Raw genomic sequence first — 19129 nt, 5'->3', positions numbered from 1 at the left:
GATCCGACCGCAGGTTAGTCGTCCTCTTCCTATATGAATAGATCTTCCGCGTTGCTCCTTGCTTTTGTCTTCCTCAGCGGCTGCCAGGCCATGGCACCCGTTTCGCCGGACGGTACTCCGCCGGTCGAAGACACCGCGTCCACGCCTGAAAAACCCAAGGTTTACAGCTCGTTCAGCGAGGAAACCGTTTTCAGCCTGCTGAGCGCCGAACTCGCCGGCCAGCGCAATCGGTTCGATATTGCCCTGGACAACTACGTGACCCAGGCGATCAATACTCAGGACCCGGGGGTTTCCGAGCGCGCGTTCCGCATCGCCGAATACCTCGGCGCCGACCAGCCTGCGCTGGATACCGCGCTGATCTGGGCAAAAAACGCCCCGGACGACCTCGAAGCGCAGCGCGCCGCTGCCGTGCAGCTGGCCCGCGCCGGGCGTTACGATGACTCCATGGTCTACATGGAAAAAGTTCTGCAAGGCAAGGGCGACACTCATTTCGACTTCCTCGCACTGTCGGCGGCCGATACCGATCAGGAAACCCGCAACGGTTTGATGAAAAGTTTCGACCGTCTGCTGCAGCGCCACCCGAAGAACAGTCAGCTGATTTTCGGCAAGGCCCTGTTGCTGCAACAGGACGGCGACAATAAAGCCGCCCTGAGCCTGCTCGAAGACAACCCGCCGGAAGAAGGCGAGATTGCTCCGATCCTGTTGCGCGCGCGCCTGCTGCAAACCCTGAATCGTGGCGACGAAGCATTGCCACTGCTGCGCAAAAGCATCAAGAAATACCCGGACGACAAGCGCCTGCGCCTGACGTATGCGCGCACCCTGGTCGAACAGGACCGGATGGACGACGCCAAGGTCGAGTTCTCCACCCTGGTTCAGCAATACCCGGAAGACGACGAACTGCGTTATTCGCTGGCACTGGTGTGCCTGGAAGCCAAGGCCTGGGACGAGGCCAAGGGTTACCTGGAAGACCTGATCGCCCGGGAAAGCCACGTTGACTCGGCGCACCTGAACCTCGGTCGCATCGCCGAAGAACGCAACGACCCGCAGGGCGCGCTGATCGAATACGCGCAGGTCGGCCCTGGCAATGACTATCTGCCGGCGCAACTGCGTCAGGCCGATATTCTGATGAACAACGGCAAGACCGCCGAAGCCCAGAGCAAACTCGCCGCCGAACGCGATGCCCAGCCGGATTACGCTATCCAGCTGTATCTGATCGAATCCGAAACCCTGTCGGCCAACAAACAGGACGACAAGGCCTGGAAAACGCTGGATAAAGCCTTGCAGCAATACCCGGACGATCTGAATCTGCTCTACACCCGGGCCATGCTCGCGGAAAAACGCAATGACCTCGCACAGATGGAAAAAGACCTGCGCCTGATCATCAAGCGCGACCCGGACAACGCCATGGCGCTCAATGCGCTGGGCTATACCCTGTCCGATCGCACTACCCGCTATGCAGAAGCCAAAGCCCTGATCGAACAGGCGCACCAGATCAATCCGGAAGACCCGGCGGTACTCGACAGCCTTGGCTGGGTGAATTTCCGCATGGGCAATCTGGACGACGCCGAGAAGTATCTGCGTCAGGCGCTCGAGCGCTTCCCGGACCACGAAGTCGCCGCGCACCTGGGCGAAGTCCTGTGGGTCAAGGGCAATCAGCGCGAAGCCAAACAAGTCTGGGGCAAATTCCTCAAGGATCAGCCCGACAGCACCATCCTGCGCAGCACCATCAAGCGCCTGACCGGATCCGAGACTCTTTAACTCATGTTTTTGCGCCACGTTATTGTTTTCAGCTTCATCGCCCTGCTCGCCGGTTGTGCGGGCTTCGGTGCTCGCGAATCGGTCGAGGGCCACGGCAGTCCGGCTCAGTGGGCCGCGAACAAACAACAGCTGACCGGCCTCGACGGCTGGCAGATCGACGGCAAGATCGGTATCCGCGCACCGAAAGATTCCGGTAGCGGCACGCTGTTCTGGCTGCAACGTCAGGACTACTACGACATTCGTCTGTCCGGCCCGCTGGGTCGTGGCGCGGCGCGTCTGACCGGGCGTCCGGGCAAGGTCTCGCTGGAAGTCGCCAATCAGGGCCGCTATGACGCCGAGTCACCGGAAGCGCTGCTCGAAGAGCAACTGGGCTGGAAGTTGCCCGTGTCGAATCTGGCCTGGTGGGTCCGTGGCCTGCCGGCGCCCAGCAGCAAAAGCCGTCTGACCCTGGATAACGACAGTCGCCTGGCCAATCTGGAACAGGACGGCTGGAAGGTCGAGTACCTCAGCTACGCCGAGCAGAACGGTTACTGGCTGCCCGAGCGAATCAAACTGCATGGCACCGATCTGGACGTGACGCTGGTGATCAAGACCTGGCAACCGCGTAAATTGGGGCAATAAAGCATGACCGCTCCACGTCTGACGCTGCCGTCGCCGGCCAAGCTCAACCTGATGCTGCACATTCTCGGGCGCCGCGCGGACGGCTACCACGAATTGCAGACACTGTTTCAGTTCGTCGATTACGGCGACGAAATCACCTTCGCCGTGCGCGATGATGGCGTGATTCATCTGCACACCGAATTCGCTGGCGTGCCCCACGACAGCAACCTGATCGTGCGCGCGGCGAAAATGCTGCAGCAACAGTCTGGCTGCACACTGGGCATCGACATCTGGATCGACAAGGTGCTGCCCATGGGCGGCGGCATCGGTGGCGGCAGCTCCAACGCGGCGACCACCCTGCTCGGCCTCAATCACTTGTGGCAACTGGGCTGGGATGAAGATCGCCTCGCGGCATTGGGCCTGTCGCTTGGCGCTGACGTGCCGGTTTTCGTTCGTGGTCACGCGGCTTTTGCCGAGGGCGTGGGCGAAAAACTGACCCCGGTCGACCCCGAAGAACCGTGGTATCTGGTGCTCGTGCCGCAAGTCTCTGTAAGTACGGCAGAAATTTTTTCCGATCCTTTGTTGACACGTAACACGCCGCCCATTAAAGTGCGCCCCGTTCCCGAGGGAAACAGTCGAAATGACTGCTTGCCGGTGGTTGCAAGGCGTTATCCAGAAGTACGTAACGCATTGGATTTGTTAGGTAAATTTACCGAAGCAAAACTCACCGGAACTGGAAGTTGTGTGTTTGGGGGCTTCCCAAGCAAAGCTGAAGCTGATAAAGTCTCGGCCCTTCTGACAGAGACCCTTACAGGGTTTGTAGCGAAAGGAAGCAACGTTTCGATGTTGCATCGCAAGCTGCAAAGTCTGCTCTAAAAGGAATCAAGTGCCAGGCACTTGAAGCAACAGATACAGGGGCGTCGCCAAGCGGTAAGGCAGCAGGTTTTGATCCTGCCATGCGTTGGTTCGAATCCAGCCGCCCCTGCCATTTTCTATACTCATCCAGGTTACCCTCAGCCTCTAGGTACTGCGCGTGTCCAAGATGATGGTCTTTACGGGGAACGCTAACCCCGATCTGGCTCGGCGTGTTGTACGTCAGCTGCATATCCCTCTCGGTGACATCTCTGTCGGCAAGTTTTCCGACGGCGAAATTACTGCCGAGATCAATGAAAACGTTCGCGGTAAAGACGTTTTCATTATTCAGCCGACTTGCGCTCCGACCAACGATAACCTGATGGAACTGGTAGTGATGGCTGATGCCTTCCGCCGCTCCTCGGCTACTCGTATCACTGCTGTTATTCCTTATTTTGGTTATGCCCGTCAGGATCGCCGTCCGCGTTCCGCACGTGTGGCTATCAGCGCGAAAGTCGTTGCTGACATGCTTACCGTAGTCGGCATCGACCGTGTGCTCACGGTTGATCTGCATGCTGACCAGATTCAGGGTTTCTTCGATATTCCGGTAGATAACATCTACGGCTCCCCGGTTCTGGTGGATGACATTGAAGATCAGCGCTTCGAAAACCTGATGATCGTGTCCCCGGACATTGGTGGCGTCGTGCGTGCACGGGCTGTTGCCAAATCCCTGGGCGTGGATCTCGGGATCATCGACAAACGCCGTGAGAAAGCCAATCACTCTGAAGTGATGCATATCATCGGTGATGTCGAAGGGCGTACCTGCATTCTGGTCGATGACATGGTCGATACCGCCGGCACTCTGTGCCACGCGGCCAAGGCCTTGAAAGAGCATGGCGCAGCCAAGGTCTTTGCCTACTGCACACACCCTGTGCTGTCGGGTCGGGCCATCGAGAATATCGAAAATTCCGTGCTGGACGAGCTGGTGGTGACTAACACCATCCCGCTGTCCGCTGCAGCACAAGCCTGTGCACGTATCCGTCAACTGGATATCGCACCGGTTGTTGCCGAAGCGGTTCGCCGCATCAGCAATGAAGAATCGATCAGCGCGATGTTCCGTTAAGGGCCCTGCCCTTCTCGAAATGTCTCGTTGACGAAAAGCGCCCCGCCCCGGCATACCTGTCGGGGCGGGGCTTTTTTGCCCATACCGTGTTTGGCGCTGGTCGCAAACGCCGCTCGGTCATGGCTATTTTGGAGATACAAAATGAACGATTTTACTCTGAATGCTGAAGTGCGTTCCGACCTGGGGAAAGGTGCGAGCCGCCGCCTGCGTCGTCTCGCCGCTCTGGTTCCAGCTGTTGTTTACGGTGGCGACAAAGCCCCTGAATCCATCAGCATGCTGGCCAAAGAAGTTGCCAAACTGCTCGAAAACGAAGCGGCTTACAGCCACATCATCGAGCTGAACGTTGGTGGCAAGAAACAAAACGTCGTCATCAAAGCCCTGCAACGTCACCCGGCCAAAGGCCACGTGATGCACGCTGACTTCGTACGCGTTGTAGCTGGCCAGAAACTGACCGCTATCGTTCCTGTGCACTTCATCAACGAAGCTGCTCCAGTGAAGAAAGGCGGCGAAATCTCGCACGTTGTTGCCGAGATCGAAGTTTCCTGCCTGCCAAAAGACCTGCCTGAGTTCATCGAAGTCGACCTGGCTAACGCTGAAATCGGCACCATCGTTCACCTGTCGGACCTCAAAGCTCCTAAAGGTGTCGAGTTCGTTGCTCTGGCACACGGCGATGACAAGGCAGTAGCCAACGTCCACGCTCCACGTGTTGCTCCAGAAGCTACCGAAGAAGGCGCAGCAGAGTAATTTCACTCTGTTCGTCGGAGTGAGTGAAACATCGCGGACTGGAACGTAGCGAGAAAGCGGGCGAGAACGCGGAGTTTACATTCATGGTAAATGAGCAATTTTCGTCCACTTTCGCCGCCTTCACTGATCGCGGCGATGTCAAACACCACTCCAAGGAAGGGCCCCTATCGTGACTGCCATCAAACTGATCGTTGGCCTGGGAAATCCAGGCGCCGAATACGAACAGACCCGGCATAACGCAGGGGCCCTTTTTGTTGAGCGCATCGCCGCCGCGCAAGGTGTGAACCTTGTGGCCGATCGCAAATATTTCGGCCTGACCGGGCGCTACTCGCATCAGGGTCAGGATGTTCGTCTGCTGATTCCCACCACCTACATGAACCGCAGCGGCCAGGCCGTGGCGGCACTCGCCGGTTTCTTCCGCATCAAGCCTGAAGAAATCCTGGTGGCGCACGACGAACTCGACTTGCCTCCGGGCGTCGCCAAGCTCAAGCAGGGCGGCGGCCATGGCGGTCACAACGGGTTGCGCGACATCATCGCGCAACTGGGCAATCAGAATACGTTCTACCGCCTGCGGCTTGGCATCGGCCACCCGGGCGTCGCCAGTATGGTTTCAAATTTCGTCCTGGGTCGTGCGCCACGCGCCGAACAGGAAAAACTCGATGCCAGCATCGACTTTGCCCTCGGCGTGCTGCCGGATATCCTCGCCGGTGAATGGAACCGCGCGATGAAAAACCTGCACAGCCAGAAGGCCTGACTCTAATCCGAGGGGAAACACCATGGGATTCAATTGCGGCATCGTCGGCCTGCCTAACGTCGGCAAGTCCACCCTGTTCAACGCCCTGACCAAATCCGGTATCGCGGCCGAGAACTTCCCCTTCTGCACCATCGAGCCGAACAGCGGCATCGTGCCGATGCCGGATCCGCGTCTGGACGCTCTGGCGGCCATCGTCAATCCGAAACGCATCCTGCCGACCACCATGGAATTCGTCGACATCGCAGGCCTGGTGGCCGGCGCCTCGAAAGGTGAAGGTCTGGGCAACAAGTTCCTGGCCAACATCCGTGAAACCGACGCCATCGCTCACGTGGTGCGCTGCTTCGAAGACGACAACGTGATCCACGTGTCCAACAGCGTCAACCCGAAGCGCGACATCGAAATCATCGACCTGGAACTGATCTTCGCCGACCTCGACAGCTGCGAGAAGCAACTGCAGAAAGTCGCGCGCAATGCCAAGGGTGGTGACAAGGACGCAGTGGCTCAGAAAGCCCTGCTGGAGCAATTGATCCCTCACTTCACCGAAGGCAAGCCTGCGCGCAGCCTGATGAAGAACATGAGCGCCGACGAGAAGGCGATCATCAAGGGCTTCCACCTGCTGACCACCAAACCGGTCATGTACATCGCCAACGTCGCTGAAGACGGTTTCGAGAACAACCCGCACCTGGACGTGGTCAAGGCCATCGCCGAAGAAGAAGGCGCCATGGTTGTTCCGGTGTGCAACAAGATCGAAGCGGAAATCGCCGAGCTCGACGACGGCGAAGAGAAGGACATGTTCCTCGAGGCCCTGGGCCTGGAAGAGCCAGGCCTGAACCGCGTGATCCGCGCCGGTTACGAAATGCTCCACCTGCAGACCTACTTCACCGCCGGTGTCGAAGAAGTCCGCGCCTGGACCGTCCGCGTCGGTGCCACGGCACCACAAGCCGCCGGCGTGATCCACACCGACTTCGAAAAAGGCTTCATCCGCGCCGAAGTCATCGCCTACAACGACTTCATCCAGTACAAGGGCGAAGCCGGTACCAAGGAAGCCGGTAAATGGCGCCTGGAAGGCAAGGACTACATCGTCAAAGACGGCGACGTGATGCACTTCCGCTTCAACGTGTAAGCGACACGCCCAAGAAAAAGCCGCGTTTGATACGCGGCTTTTTTGTGCCTGAAATTTCCACTGTGCGAGCCTGCTCGCGAAGAGGGAGTGTCAGTCACATCTCTGTGAATGCCATACCGCATTCGCGAGCAGGCTCGCACACAGTTGGAAATAGTGTGGGGTCAGGCCTTTTTGGTGCGCGGCAGGAAGATCGCCAGCACGCCAAACAACGGCAAAAACGAGCACAGGAAATACACGTACTCGATACCGTGCACATCCGCCAGATGCCCGAGCAACGCCGCACCGATCCCGCCAAAACCGAACATCAAGCCGAAGAACACACCGGCAATCATCCCGACATTACCCGGCACCAGCTCTTGCGCGTAAACCACAATCGCCGAGAACGCCGAGGCGAGAATGAAGCCGATCACCACACTGAGGACAGTGGTCCAGAACAGATCGACGTGCGGCATCAGCAGGGTGAACGGCGCCACGCCGAGAATCGAAAACCAGATCACCGCCTTACGCCCGATCTTGTCGCCAATCGGCCCGCCGAAGAACGTCCCCGCCGCCACCGCACCGAGAAACAGGAACAGGTGCAACTGCGAACTGGCCACCGACAGGTCGAACTTCTCGATCAGGTAGAAGGTGAAATAGCTGGTGAGGCTGGCCATGTAGAAATACTTGGAGAACACCAGCAAGCCGAGCACCACCAGCGCACTGATCACTCTGCCCTTCGACAACCCGTGAGTCGCCGCCTGCCCGGCCTTGAGCTTGAACAGGTTCAAGTGATGGGCGTACCAGCGGCTGATGCGGTACAGCACGAACAGCGCAAACACCGCGAACAGACCGAACCACGCCACGTTGCCCTGACCGAACGGAATGATGATCGCCGCCGCCAGCAACGGGCCGAACGCAGAACCGGCGTTACCACCGACCTGAAAGGTCGATTGCGCCAGACCAAAGCGTCCACCCGAGGCCAGCCGGGCAATTCGCGAGGCTTCGGGATGAAAGGTCGAGGAACCGATACCGATCAATGCCGCCGCCAGCAGAATCAATGGAAAACTGCCGACCACCGACATCATCACGATGCCGATCAGCGTGCAGATCGAGCCCGCCGGCAACAGCCACGGTTTTGGATGGCGGTCAGTGTGATAACCGACCCACGGCTGCAGCAGCGATGCGGTCAACTGGAAGGTCAGCGTGATCAGCCCGACCTGAGTGAAGCTCAAGCCATAGTTGGCTTTGAGCATCGGATAGATCGACGGCAGCACTGACTGAATCAGGTCGTTGATCAAATGCGCCAGCGCCACCGCGCCGATGATACGCATCACCAACGGGCTGCTTTGGGAAGGAGAGGACGCCGAGGCAGCGGCGGTCTGAGCGTTGCTGATAGCCATGGAAGTTTCCGTACAGCAGATGGGTGCACGCGGGCAGGTGCGTCAATGTGCCATTTTTCGGTGCACCAGCGCCATCCCCTTAGCCAGCTAACTAACGTCCAGTTCGATGACTCATCAATCCCTGTAGGAGCTGCCGCAGGCTGCGATCTTTTGATTCTGTTTTTAAAGGGCAAGATCAAAAGATCGCAGCCTGCGGCAGCTCCTACAGGTGGAAAGGGTGATAGCTCAACGCCATGGTCTGAATCTTGCCTTGCTTCTCCCCTCGAACGCGGCGGCCTTACAAAGGTCGCCGAGAATGGGAAGTTTCGCTACAGAGCCGGCCTACCGAGCGGGCGAGAGTGAACTTCCGAGGCCTTTTAGCAGGGCACAACATCGAGGTCGTACGACCGCGATGCACGCCGTTGGTGCGTGGTGTCCAGAGGAGTCATGGGGCATGCAGGCTTTCCTTTCACCGGGGATCAAATTGCTGGGGCGGTTTGGCTTCGCGCGTAAATTCCAGCTGTTGTTTCTGCTGTTCATTCTGCCGTTGGCCGGCAGCCTGTTGATGATTGGTCAGGACTATCGCGACAAGCTCAATCTGATTTCCGGTGAGCGTGCCGGCGTGCGCCAGTTGCTCAGCCTCGATGCGCTGGACAACCTGCTCGCCGCCCAGCGTGACCGCGCCGCCCGTTGGCGCGCCACCGAAACCAATCGCCAGCCGACCCCTGCCACCCTCGCCGCCATGGCTGCATTTGATGCCGTGCAACCGGCCCTCCAGCAAGCCACCAGCGATCTGGGCAACGCCCTGAACAAGGACGGCGCCGAAGGCGAAACCCTCGCCCGCTATCAAGCCCTGCAAACCGCGCTTGGCGGTCTGGATTCGAAAAGCCTGAGCAGCGTCGGCTGGTGGCCGGACGGTTACGACCGCTTCACCAGCGCACTCAGCGCCCTGCAAGCCTTGCGCGAGCAAATCGTCATGGACAACCGCCTGACGCTGGCGCCATGGCTGGAAACCTATCTGCTGACGCAGATCTCCACACAGCACGCACCGGATCTGATCGAGCGCGTGGGCCGCCTCGCCGCCGTCGGCCAGGCTTCGGTGGTCTCGGGACAATTCACTTTGCAGAGTCGCTTGCAACTGCGCGATCTGCGTGGCCGCATCGGCGATGCCCGCGAACAGCTTGTCAAAACCGCTGGTCTGCTCGAAGCGCGTCTGCCGAGCGATTTGCACACCTGGGCCGGTCAGTATCACGACAGCCTCAAGCGCCTTGATGCCGGGCTGAAGGTGCTGGATGACGGCGTGTTTGGCGGCAGCATTACACTCAAACCGGAAGACTTCGAACGCAGCCTCGATGCACTGTTGGGCGATCTCGCCTCATTGCGCCAGCAATCACTGCTGTCGCTGGATCAGCGCCTGGACGCTTACCACGCTTCGGCGATTCGTCAGTTCATCGTGGTCGCCGGCGTGTTCGGCTGTCTGCTGCTGGCGGCGTTGTACCTGTTCGTCTGCCTGCAAGCCTCGATCCGCCGCAGCGCCAGCGGCATTACCCTGCTTGCCGAAGCCCTGCGTGACGGCAACCTGAGCCTGCAAGTGCCGGTGGTGGGCCGCGACGAGCTGGCGGCGATCAGCACCGCGCTCAACGTCGCCGTGGTGCAACTGCGCGCCAGCATGCTCGGGGTCGATCACGAAACCTCGCAACTGAGCCACGCGGTGCGCAGCCTCAACGATCATTCCAGCGGCGCGCTGAGCGAAGTCGAAGCGCAGCAGTTGCAGATCAGCCAGATCGCCGCCGCTGCGACGCAACTGGCCGCCACTTCGCAAGGTGTGGCGCAGAGTTGCGAACAGGCCTCCGGCAGCGCCCAACAGACCCGGCGCATCGCTGCCGACAGCAGCCGCGACAGCCAGCGCACCACGGCGAGCATTCAGCAACTCAACCAACGGCTGAACGACACCGCAGCGGCACTCGGTCGAGTCAGTGAACAGGGCCAGCAGATTCAACTGGTGGTTGACACCATCCGTGGCGTCGCCGAGCAGACCAACTTGCTCGCGCTCAACGCCGCCATTGAGGCCGCACGCGCTGGCGAACAGGGACGCGGGTTTGCCGTGGTCGCCGATGAAGTGCGCAGCCTGTCGCAGCGCACCCAGTCATCCACCGCGCAGATCGCCGGCACCGTCGACAGCCTGCGCGCCACGGTCAACGAGGCGGTGAGCCTGATGGAAGCCGCCTGCGGCCAGGCGCAATCGGATGCCGACGCCGTGACCGGTCTTGGTGAACGTCTCGGCGAAATCGCCAACGCGGTACAGAGTGTCACTGACACCCTGGCGCAGATCGCCACCGCCGTGGAAGAACAGGCGAGCACCGCCGATGAAGTCAGCGGCAATATCCAGCAGGTCGATCAGGCCGCGGTGCGTCTGCTTGAAGGTGCCCGCGCAGTGAATCTCGCGGCGGATACCCTGAGTCAGGGCAGCAAGGCTCTGAGCGACAACACCGCACGCTTCCGCCTCAGCTGATCCGCGCTTCGGGGAAGTCCGCTTCCAGCTCGATCTTCAGCCACTGGATAAACCACGCCACATCCGCCGACAGTTCGGCGGACGGCGTCAGGACCCGGTAGCTTTCCAGCTTCACCTGCGCGTCCACCGCGCGCACCAGTTTGCCGGACTTGAGCTCCTCGCGCACCAGCACTTCATTGGCCAAGGCAATGCCCTGCCCGCTCTCGGCCACCGACAGCGCGTGATCGTTGTTGACATAGAGCATGTCGGAATTGAGGTGAATATCCAGGTTGTGGGCAGCGAACCACAGGTTCCACCACTCGCCGTCATCGACGTGGATCAGTTCATGGCGAACCAGATCTGCCGGGCCGATCACAGGCTCGATGCTGGCGAGGTATTGCGGGGTGCAGATCGGAAACACCCGCGGGCAGATCAATGCTGCACGGGAGTCGGCGTACTGCCCGTCAAGGCCATAGACGATGCCCAGATCGGCACTTTTGCCGTCGACTTCGGTGAAGGTCGAGTTTGGCTCGATCGCCAGTTTCAATCCCGGTCGCAGATGCCGCAGGGTTTCGATCCTTGGCATCAACCAACGCTTGGCAAACCCTGGCACCACCATGATCCGCAACCAGCGCTCGGCATCTTTCGGCCGCGCCTCCTTGCCGGCTTCAATGATCAACTGCAACGCCGCGCTGATCTTGCGGTGGTACTTCTCACCCGCCGGCGTCAAATTGACCCCGCGCGAGGTGCGTTCGAACAGCTGAATGCCCAGCCAGTCCTCCAGCAACTTCACGTGCCGGCCAATCGCTGGCTGGGTCACGTGCAAGGCTTTCGAAGCCTCGACATAGCTGCCCAGGCGCGCGGCGGCATCAAACGCACGCACCGCGTTGAGCGGCGGCAAACGGTGGTCGGGCATGATTCCTGGCACCTTTGGCTGTTAAATTAACTAACACCTGCCATGTTTAAATTGAAGTTTCGCCCGGCGCAAGCCCTCGCTGATAATCGAGCCACAGCAGAACAACAAAACAGCTGGTTTCACCCCGTACGCAATCTCGATCCTGCCCAGAAAAATAATATCCATGGCCCGACGACGTCGCTGATTCACAGCGCACTCGCAGGCGATGGGGGAATCGGAGGTAACGCATGAATGCCCTGCATTCGCTGCAAACGCTGGCGGTGTCGATCCGCTCGGTGCGCAAGGTTTACGGTGATCCGGACACCGGTCCGGTGGCGTTGAAAAACATCGACCTGGACATTCGCGACAACGAATTCTTTACCCTGCTCGGCCCTTCCGGCTGCGGCAAAACCACCCTGCTGCGGATGATCGCCGGCTTCGAGTTTCCTACCGAAGGCGAGATCCTGCTGTACGGCGAAAACATCGCTGATCGCCCGCCATTCCAACGCCCGGTCAACACGGTGTTCCAGCATTACGCGCTGTTCCCGCACATGACCATCGCCGAGAACCTGGCCTTCGGGCTTGAATCGCAGCCGATGGGCAAGGTGCTGAACAAGGCGCAAATCACCGAGCGCGTACGCGAGATGCTCGCGCTGGTGCAGATGGAACGCTTCGCCAATCGCAAGCCGGCGCAGTTGTCCGGTGGCCAGCAACAACGCGTCGCCCTCGCCCGCGCCCTGGCTCCGCACCCGAAAGTATTGCTGCTCGACGAACCCCTTTCCGCGCTCGATCTGAAGCTGCGCCAGGCCATGCGCGAAGAGCTGAAAACCATTCAGGCCAAGACCGGCATCACCTTCATCTTCGTCACCCACGACCAGGAAGAAGCGCTGACCATGTCAGAACGCATCGCCGTGTTGTCCGAGGGCGAAGTGCAGCAGGTCGGCCGTCCGGAAGATATCTACGAACGCCCGCGCAATCGCTTCGTCGCCGACTTCATCGGCGAGACCAATTTCATCCAGGGCACGGTGACGAAGATCGAGGCCGGCCAAGCCTGGTTCGCCGGGCCGGCCGGGCATCCGCTGCCGGCGCAAGCGTGCAGCGATGTGACGGTCGGCGCCAGCGTGACGTTATCTGTGCGCCCCGAGCGCCTGCATCTGGTGCCTGCCGCGACCGAGGCCGCGCTGCCGTGCCGGATCGAAGCGCAGATCTACCTCGGCACCGATCTGCAATATCAGGTCAGCCTCGGCGACGGCTCGCGCCTCACCGTGCGCACGCCCAACTGCGTCGACCAGAGCCTGCGCTTTGCCGTCGGTTCTCAGGCCGGTCTGTTGTTCGACCGCGGAAGCGCCAGTGTCCTGCACGATTGAGTCCGAGGAGTTGCCATGCACGCCTTACCGATTGCCAACACGCTGGAGCGCCGCAAGGCCTTCCAGAGTTTCCTCGGGGTCAGCCCGGCGCTGGTCGCCATTGGCCTGTTTCTGCTGGTGCCGATCTTGATTGTCATCGGCTACTCGCTGATGGAAGCCAACCCCTACGGCGGGGTCAATAAAGTCTTCAGCAGCGATGCCTACACCTCGTTGCTGTTCGAACGGCAGATGGACGACAGCCTGGCCTTTGCCGACTCCTACCTGATCATCGCCTTGCGCTCGATCGGCATTGCCGGGCTGACCACGCTCATCACGCTGTTGATCGGCTTCCCGGTCGCGGTATGGCTGGCGATGCAACCGGCGCATCGGCGTGGTCTGCTGATCTTTCTGATCACCGTGCCGTTCTGGGCCAACCTGCTGATCCGCACTTATGCGTGGATTCTGCTGCTGCGCAACACCGGGGTGATCAACAACAGCCTGATGGGCATGGGCGTCATCCATGAGCCGTTGCAGCTGTTGTACACCGACGGCGCGGTGCTGCTGGGGCTGGTTTATACCTACGCGCCGTTCGTGGTGCTGCCGATCTACGCCACGCTGGAAAAGATGGATATTCGCTTGCTCGAAGCGGCGCAGGATCTGTATGCCGGCCGCGTGCGCACCTTGCGCAAAGTGGTGTTGCCGATCGCCAAACCGGGAATTCTCGCCGGCGCCATCCTCACGTTCGTGCCGTGCCTGGGAGCGATGATCGCCCCGGAACTGCTCGGCGGCGGCACGCGGATGATGCTCGGCAACCTGATTTTCCGGCAGTTCAGCGATGCACGTAACTGGCCGTTCGGCGCCGCGCTGTCGCTGGTGCTGATGGCCGCCGTGATGCTGGTCTTGACCGTGTATGCCCTGCGCGCCGAGCGCCAGCGCATCGCCAAAGGAGGTGCGTAATGCTCGCACTATTCAAACGCAAGCCGGGCGTGCAGGACTTCCCCGGTTTCGGCGGCTTCAGCTTGCTGTTCTATCTGTACCTGTACGCGCCGATCGTGGTGCTGGTGGTGTTCTCGTTCAACGCTAACCAGTCGGCGACGGTGTGGACCGGCTTCAGCCTCGACTGGTATCGCGCCGCGTTCGCCAATCAAGCCTTGCGTCAGGCCGCTGGCAACAGCCTGTTGATCGCGGTCTGTGCGAGCATGATCGCCACGGCGATTGCCACCCTCGCCGCCCTCGGCACCTCACGCGGCGCCAAGTTCAAGGGCCTGCAATTGTCGATGGGCGCAATCATGTTGCCGCTGGTGCTGCCGGAAATTGTCGTCGGTGTGGCGACGCTGGCGCTGTTCTCGACCATTGGCCTGTCGCTGGGCTACGGCAACTTGATTATCGCCCATACGGTGTTCTGCATTCCGTTCGCCTACCTGCCGATTCGCGCTCGCCTCAACGACATGGACCTGTCGCTGGAACAAGCCTCGGCCGACCTGTATGCCGGCCCGTGGCGGACCTTCCGCAAGGTGACCTTGCCGCTGCTGATGCCGGGAATTTTCTCAGGGCTGATGCTGGCCTTCATCGTCTCGCTGGATAACTTCGTGATCTCGATGATGGTCGCCCAGGCCGGTACGACAACGCTGCCGATCTTCATCTTCGGCCTGTTGCGCATGGGCGTGACACCCGACGTCAACGCCGTGTCGACCCTGATCCTCGGCGTCTCGGTGCTGTTTGTGAGCCTCTCTTACCTGCTGGGCAAAAAGAACGCCTGAACCTTCCAAGAACTGTGGGGAAATAGCATGAGCAAGTGGATAAAAAGCGTCGGCACTGCGTTGTTCCTGACTGTGCCGCTGGCGATGACCGGCAGCGTTCAGGCTGCGGAAAAACTCAACGTGGTGAGCTGGAGCGGGTACTTCTCGCCGGAGATTCTCGCCAAGTTCCAGAAGCAGACCGGTATCGAAGTCACCGTCGATTCCTACGACTCCAACGAAACCCTGCTGGCCAAACTGAAACAGGGCGGCGCCGGTTACGACGTGGCGATTCCTTCGCACCAGTTCATCCCGATCCTGATCAAGGAAAACCTGTTGGAGCGCTTCGATCCGGTCAAGGAACCGTACTACGCCAGCGTTGTGGATAACCTGAAAAAACCGAGCTGGGACCCGGAGGGCGCGTACTCGGTGCCATTCATCTGGGGCACCACCAGCGTAGTCCTCGACACCGCGCGCTATAAAGGCCCGACTGACAGCTACAAAGTTTTATACGAGCCGCCAGCCGAGTTGCAGGGACGGATCAACATGTTCGACTCGACCAGTGAGATGGTCGACATGGCCAGCCTCTATCTGAATGTGCCGCTGTGCAGTGAAGACCCGAAACAGATGCAACAGGTGCTGACGCTGCTCAAGGCGCAGAAGCCGTTCGTAAAGACTTACAGCTCCAAGGCCGGCTCGATCCGCGAAAACCTCGCCTCGGGTGAAATCGACATGTCGATGTTCTGGGGCGGCTCATCGATGCGCGCCCGCGAGATGAAACCGAGCCTGAAATACCTGTACCCGAAAGAAGGCGTACTGGCCTGGGTCGACAACATGGTCATCCCCACCGGCAGCAAGAACCCGGCGAATGCCAAGGCGTTCATCGCCTTCCTCAGCCAGCCGGAGAACGCGGCGATGACCCAGAACTTCCTCAAGCACCAGAGCCCGATCAAAGGCGTCGAACCGTTCCTCGATGCGGCGCTCAAGGATGCGCCGGAATTGCACATTCCCGAGGGTACTCACGTGGTGTTCAGCAAGACCTGCGGCGAAGGCGCGATCCGCCTCGCTGATCGTCTCTGGACCAACCTGATGCGTTGATTCCTGCCGCCCCGGCATGACGCCGGGGCGTTTCTTCAGCCGTCTGAAAGGCGCCGTTGTCATGAACTCCAATAACATCAGCGAACTGGTCCTTTTACAGGCCCACGCACTCGCCGACCGCATCCGCCTGCGCCAAGTGTCCTGCCGCGAAGTGATGCAGACTTATCTTGCCCATATCGAACGCTTCAACCCGCAGGTCAACGCGCTGATCAGCCTGCAGGCACCGGATGTTCTGCTGGCCCAGGCCGATGCGCGCGACGCCGAACTGGCGCGTGGCGAATACCGTGGCTGGATGCACGGCCTGCCCCACGCGATCAAGGATCTGTCGCTGACCCAAGGCATCCGCACCACACTCGGCTCACCGTTGTTCAAGGACTTTATCCCCGAGCGCGACGGCATCATGGTCGAGCGGATCAAGGCCGCCGGTGCGATCATCATCGGCAAGACCAACACCCCGGAATTCGGCCTCGGTTCGCAAAGCTATAACACGCTGTTCGGTGCTACCGGCTGCGCTTATGACCCGCGCAAAACCGCCGGTGGCAGCAGCGGCGGCGCAGCAGCGGCGCTGGCGATGCATCTGGTGCCGGTGGCCGATGGCAGCGACATGATGGGTTCGCTGCGCAACCCGGCGGCGTTCAACAATATCTTTGGTTTCCGCCCGTCTCAGGGCCGCGTGCCGTTTGATGACAGTGCCGATCTGTTTTTCGATCAACTTGGCTATGAAGGACCGATGGCCCGCAGCGTGCGCGATGCGGCGTTGCTGCTGTCGGTGCAGGCTGGGGGCGATGCCCGGGCGCCGTTGTCCAACGCTGAATCCGGAGAGGTCTTTGCCGCGCCGCTGGAGCGTGATTTCAAGGGCACGCGATTGGGCTGGCTGGGAGACTTCAACGGTTATCTGCCGATGGAAAACGGCGTTCTGTCGCTGTGCGAGAAGACCTTTGCCGACTTTGAAAGCCTTGGCTGCCACGTTGAATCCGTTCAGCCGGGGTTCGCGCCTGAGCGGTTGTGGAGCAGTTGGCGGACGTTGCGGCACTGGATGGTCGCGGGGTCGCTGGGCGCAACTTATGCTGATCCACAGAAGCGCGAGCTGCTGAAACCGGAAGCCTGCTGGGAAGTGGAAAACGGTCTGAAGCTTTCGGCGAGCGAAGTGTTCGCCGCGTCGGTGGTGCGCAGCGATTGGTATCGGGCGATTTCCCGGTTGTTCGAACGCTACGATTACCTGCTGCTGCCCAGTGCACAGGTCTTCCCGTTCGATAAAACCCAGCCTTGGCCGACGTCTATCGAGGGCGTGAGCATGGACACGTATCACCGCTGGATGGAGGTAGTCATCCCCGGCACGCTGTCGGGTTGCCCGGTGGCGAGCGTTCAGGCCGGCTTCAATGCGCAGGGGTTGCCGATGGGGCTGCAGATCATCGGCCGGCACCAGGCCGACTTCGCGGTTCTGCAACTGGCGCACGCCTATGAACAGGCCAGCCGCTGGTTCGAACGCTGCCCTTCGCCCCTGCTGAGCCAGTAATTTTGATAAACGGTTGAAAGCGTAGAAAAAATTTTTAAATTTACGCTTGACGCTTTTCCATTTCAGGGGAATAATGCGCGCCACTTGGCTACATAGCTCAGTTGGTTAGAGCATAGCATTCATAATGCTGGGGTCCGGGGTTCAAGTCCCTGTGTAGCCACCAAGTACTAAAAACGGCTTACCGAAAGGTAGGCCGTTTTTTTATGCCTCGAAAAAACCACCCTCCCGTGGCGAGGGGATTCATCCCCGATGGCTGCAAAGCCGCCCCTCTCCATCCAGCTGCCCCATAATTCCTGATTGGCCCTGACCAAGGTTAATGGCACGTCAACAAACCGGGAAAGCACTGCAGGAAAAAGGTGCGCGCGGTGTACGAATTGGATTTTTCGTAAAACCTCGCGCCTGAACCCCACCCCATCGGTTTGCCCGAATTCCCCGTTGACCGACAAGCTCCCCTGGCTCGTTTCAAAGCCATACAGGGAGTTGGCATGGCTCGATTCAAATTTCTCTTCGATGAAGATTGGCTTCGGAAACGTCCGAGAAGGACCGGCTCATGGGCCGCTTGGAATCCGCCTCCCCCGCCGGAGCCGGTGTACATCGAAAAGGATGAATGGCCAACGCCCAAGCCCCGCGAAGACCAGGTGTTCGCCAAGTCCTGCACGCCGGATAACTGGTGTCGAACGGACGCCGGCACTGCGCCAGAGCCCGCCGCCAATTTCGGCAAGATCATGGTCGCGGGTGCCATGCTCTTTCCCTCAGCCAGCACCGCGGTAGCGACCGCGCTCGGCGCCGACCTGGCTTTGGGGCGCATGGCCGGCGGCGGGATTCTGCAACAACGCCTCAACTGGGCCATCCGTGGCGCAGGCGGCGCGGCCAGCGTATTCATCCTCGGGATGCTGCCGACCCGCATGGGCGACGGCACATTGCACACCGACGAACAACTACGCCGCATGAGCCGCGCCAGCACTCGCGTGCGCTTCCAGTTTCGGCGCGATGCCCAAGGCGTCATGCAGGTTTACGGCATCCACGCCGGCGCTTCGGGCGATGACTCGGTCCGTACCGTCAACGTCGAGTGGAACAGCGACAAGACGGCGATGGAGGCCAGGCTCAACGGCATCACGATTTTATGGACGCCGCAACGCGGGCCACTCGGTTCAATGCCGCCGCTGGTTTATCCGGAACACCGCGAGCAACTGAACACGATCCTTGTCCACGCGATTCCTGAGAACACTGATACCCAGATAGAAGGCCCGCCCCGGCGAAGACATTACCGCCGAAGATTGTATTCTGGTGTTCCCGGCGGACACTGGGCTGAAGTCGCTTTATGTGGTGTTTTCGAGGCCGGCCAGGCTGATGCCGGGGACGGTGACGGGGCTGGGTGAGGATGTTTCGGGGATATGGCTTGCTGGAGCGGGAACGGGGATCGGTGCGCCGATTCCGACACGGATTGCGGATAGGCTCAGGGGGAAGGAGTTTTCAAGCTTCGATGCATTTCGGAAAGCATTCTGGCAGGCCGTGCGGGATGATCCAGCCCTGTTTAATCAGTTCAATGTGGATGCCCAAGATCGTTTAGTGTCAGGCAATGCTCCCGCCGTTCGAGATAGAGAGGCCGTTGGCACACGAGGCGTATTTGAAATACACCACGTCGAGCGGATCGTAGACGGCGGCGCTGTGTACGACATAGACAACCTTCGCATCAACACCCCTAGAAATCACATCAGCCAGCACAAAAAGTAGT

General features: G+C 60.1%; 17 protein-coding genes and 2 tRNA genes. 17 read left to right on the top strand and 2 right to left on the bottom strand.

The features are described from left to right. The first annotated feature begins 33 nt into the window (after positions 1 to 33). From AB1J88_RS25640 to ychF, 8 genes are all read left to right on the top strand, one after another. The gene (locus AB1J88_RS25640; protein WP_430292223.1) at positions 34 to 1758 is read left to right on the top strand and encodes a tetratricopeptide repeat protein; all 1725 of its coding nucleotides are present in this window, start codon (positions 34 to 36) and stop codon (positions 1756 to 1758) included. A gap of 3 nt (positions 1759 to 1761) precedes the next feature. After that, a complete protein-coding gene (lolB, locus tag AB1J88_RS25635; RefSeq protein ID WP_041072477.1) occupies positions 1762 to 2379 on the top strand; it encodes a lipoprotein insertase outer membrane protein LolB in 618 nt (205 codons plus the stop codon). 3 nt (positions 2380 to 2382) lie between these two features. Next, on the top strand, positions 2383 to 3234 hold the full coding sequence (gene ispE / locus AB1J88_RS25630) for a 4-(cytidine 5'-diphospho)-2-C-methyl-D-erythritol kinase (RefSeq protein ID WP_027612238.1): 852 nt from the start codon (positions 2383 to 2385) through the stop codon (positions 3232 to 3234). 37 nt (positions 3235 to 3271) lie between these two features. Beyond that, positions 3272 to 3346: transfer RNA gene (locus AB1J88_RS25625), tRNA-Gln, on the top strand. A 45-nt stretch (positions 3347 to 3391) separates the two neighbouring features. After that, positions 3392 to 4333: a ribose-phosphate pyrophosphokinase gene (locus tag AB1J88_RS25620; RefSeq protein WP_003171603.1), complete on the top strand. Its 942-nt coding sequence runs from the start codon at positions 3392 to 3394 to the stop codon at positions 4331 to 4333. Between the two features lie 141 nt (positions 4334 to 4474). Then, on the top strand, positions 4475 to 5077 hold the full coding sequence (locus tag AB1J88_RS25615) for a 50S ribosomal protein L25/general stress protein Ctc (protein ID WP_007967646.1): 603 nt from the start codon (positions 4475 to 4477) through the stop codon (positions 5075 to 5077). A 169-nt stretch (positions 5078 to 5246) separates the two neighbouring features. Beyond that, positions 5247 to 5831 (top strand): aminoacyl-tRNA hydrolase, encoded by a 585-nt coding sequence (gene pth / locus AB1J88_RS25610; RefSeq protein ID WP_003228164.1) that lies wholly within the window; start codon positions 5247 to 5249, stop codon positions 5829 to 5831. A gap of 22 nt (positions 5832 to 5853) precedes the next feature. Continuing rightward, positions 5854 to 6954, top strand: a complete 1101-nt coding sequence (ychF, locus tag AB1J88_RS25605; RefSeq protein WP_430292222.1) for a redox-regulated ATPase YchF — start codon at positions 5854 to 5856, stop codon at positions 6952 to 6954. 161 nt (positions 6955 to 7115) lie between these two features. Here ychF and AB1J88_RS25600 read toward each other — a convergent pair whose 3' ends face one another. Next, complete coding sequence (locus AB1J88_RS25600) at positions 7116 to 8333, bottom strand: MFS transporter (protein WP_430292221.1); 1218 nt, start codon at positions 8331 to 8333, stop codon at positions 7116 to 7118. Positions 8334 to 8766: 433 nt separating this feature from the next. Here AB1J88_RS25600 and AB1J88_RS25595 point away from each other — a divergent pair, with 433 nt between their 5' ends. Next, entirely contained in the window at positions 8767 to 10824 is a 2058-nt protein-coding gene (locus tag AB1J88_RS25595) for a methyl-accepting chemotaxis protein (RefSeq protein WP_430292220.1), read from the top strand. Here the strand turns inward: AB1J88_RS25595 and AB1J88_RS25590 are convergent. Continuing rightward, entirely contained in the window at positions 10817 to 11719 is a 903-nt protein-coding gene (locus AB1J88_RS25590) for a LysR substrate-binding domain-containing protein (protein WP_430292219.1), read from the bottom strand. The two genes, AB1J88_RS25595 and AB1J88_RS25590, sit on opposite strands and share 8 nt — an antisense overlap. Positions 11720 to 11946: 227 nt before the next feature. Here AB1J88_RS25590 and AB1J88_RS25585 point away from each other — a divergent pair, with 227 nt between their 5' ends. From AB1J88_RS25585 to AB1J88_RS25550, 8 genes are all read left to right on the top strand, one after another. Continuing rightward, a complete protein-coding gene (locus AB1J88_RS25585; protein WP_430292218.1) occupies positions 11947 to 13065 on the top strand; it encodes an ABC transporter ATP-binding protein in 1119 nt (372 codons plus the stop codon). A 15-nt stretch (positions 13066 to 13080) separates the two neighbouring features. After that, positions 13081 to 14001 carry an ABC transporter permease gene (locus AB1J88_RS25580; protein WP_430292217.1) on the top strand — a complete coding sequence of 307 codons (921 nt, stop codon included), beginning with the start codon at positions 13081 to 13083 and terminating at the stop codon, positions 13999 to 14001. Next, positions 14001 to 14804, top strand: a complete 804-nt coding sequence (locus AB1J88_RS25575; protein WP_430292216.1) for an ABC transporter permease — start codon at positions 14001 to 14003, stop codon at positions 14802 to 14804. Before AB1J88_RS25580 ends, AB1J88_RS25575 begins: the two co-directional genes overlap by 1 nt. 27 nt (positions 14805 to 14831) lie before the next feature. Then, positions 14832 to 15878, top strand: coding sequence for an extracellular solute-binding protein (locus tag AB1J88_RS25570; RefSeq protein WP_430292215.1), 1047 nt, complete (start codon positions 14832 to 14834; stop codon positions 15876 to 15878). A 61-nt stretch (positions 15879 to 15939) separates the two neighbouring features. Next, positions 15940 to 17394, top strand: a complete 1455-nt coding sequence (locus AB1J88_RS25565; protein ID WP_430292214.1) for an amidase — start codon at positions 15940 to 15942, stop codon at positions 17392 to 17394. 86 nt (positions 17395 to 17480) lie between these two features. Further along, positions 17481 to 17557 (top strand) — tRNA-Met (locus AB1J88_RS25560). Between the two features lie 322 nt (positions 17558 to 17879). Then, positions 17880 to 18773, top strand: a complete 894-nt coding sequence (locus AB1J88_RS25555) for an S-type pyocin domain-containing protein (RefSeq protein ID WP_430292212.1) — start codon at positions 17880 to 17882, stop codon at positions 18771 to 18773. Further along, complete coding sequence (locus tag AB1J88_RS25550) at positions 18682 to 19128, top strand: HNH endonuclease signature motif containing protein (protein ID WP_430292210.1); 447 nt, start codon at positions 18682 to 18684, stop codon at positions 19126 to 19128. The genes AB1J88_RS25555 and AB1J88_RS25550 overlap by 92 nt, the downstream gene beginning before the upstream one ends. Position 19129: the final 1 nt, after the last annotated feature.

It is taken from the genome of Pseudomonas sp. S8 (assembly GCF_050473925.1).
Lineage (GTDB): Bacteria > Pseudomonadota > Gammaproteobacteria > Pseudomonadales > Pseudomonadaceae > Aquipseudomonas > Aquipseudomonas parakoreensis.
This window is presented reverse-complemented; position numbering and strand designations above follow the sequence as displayed.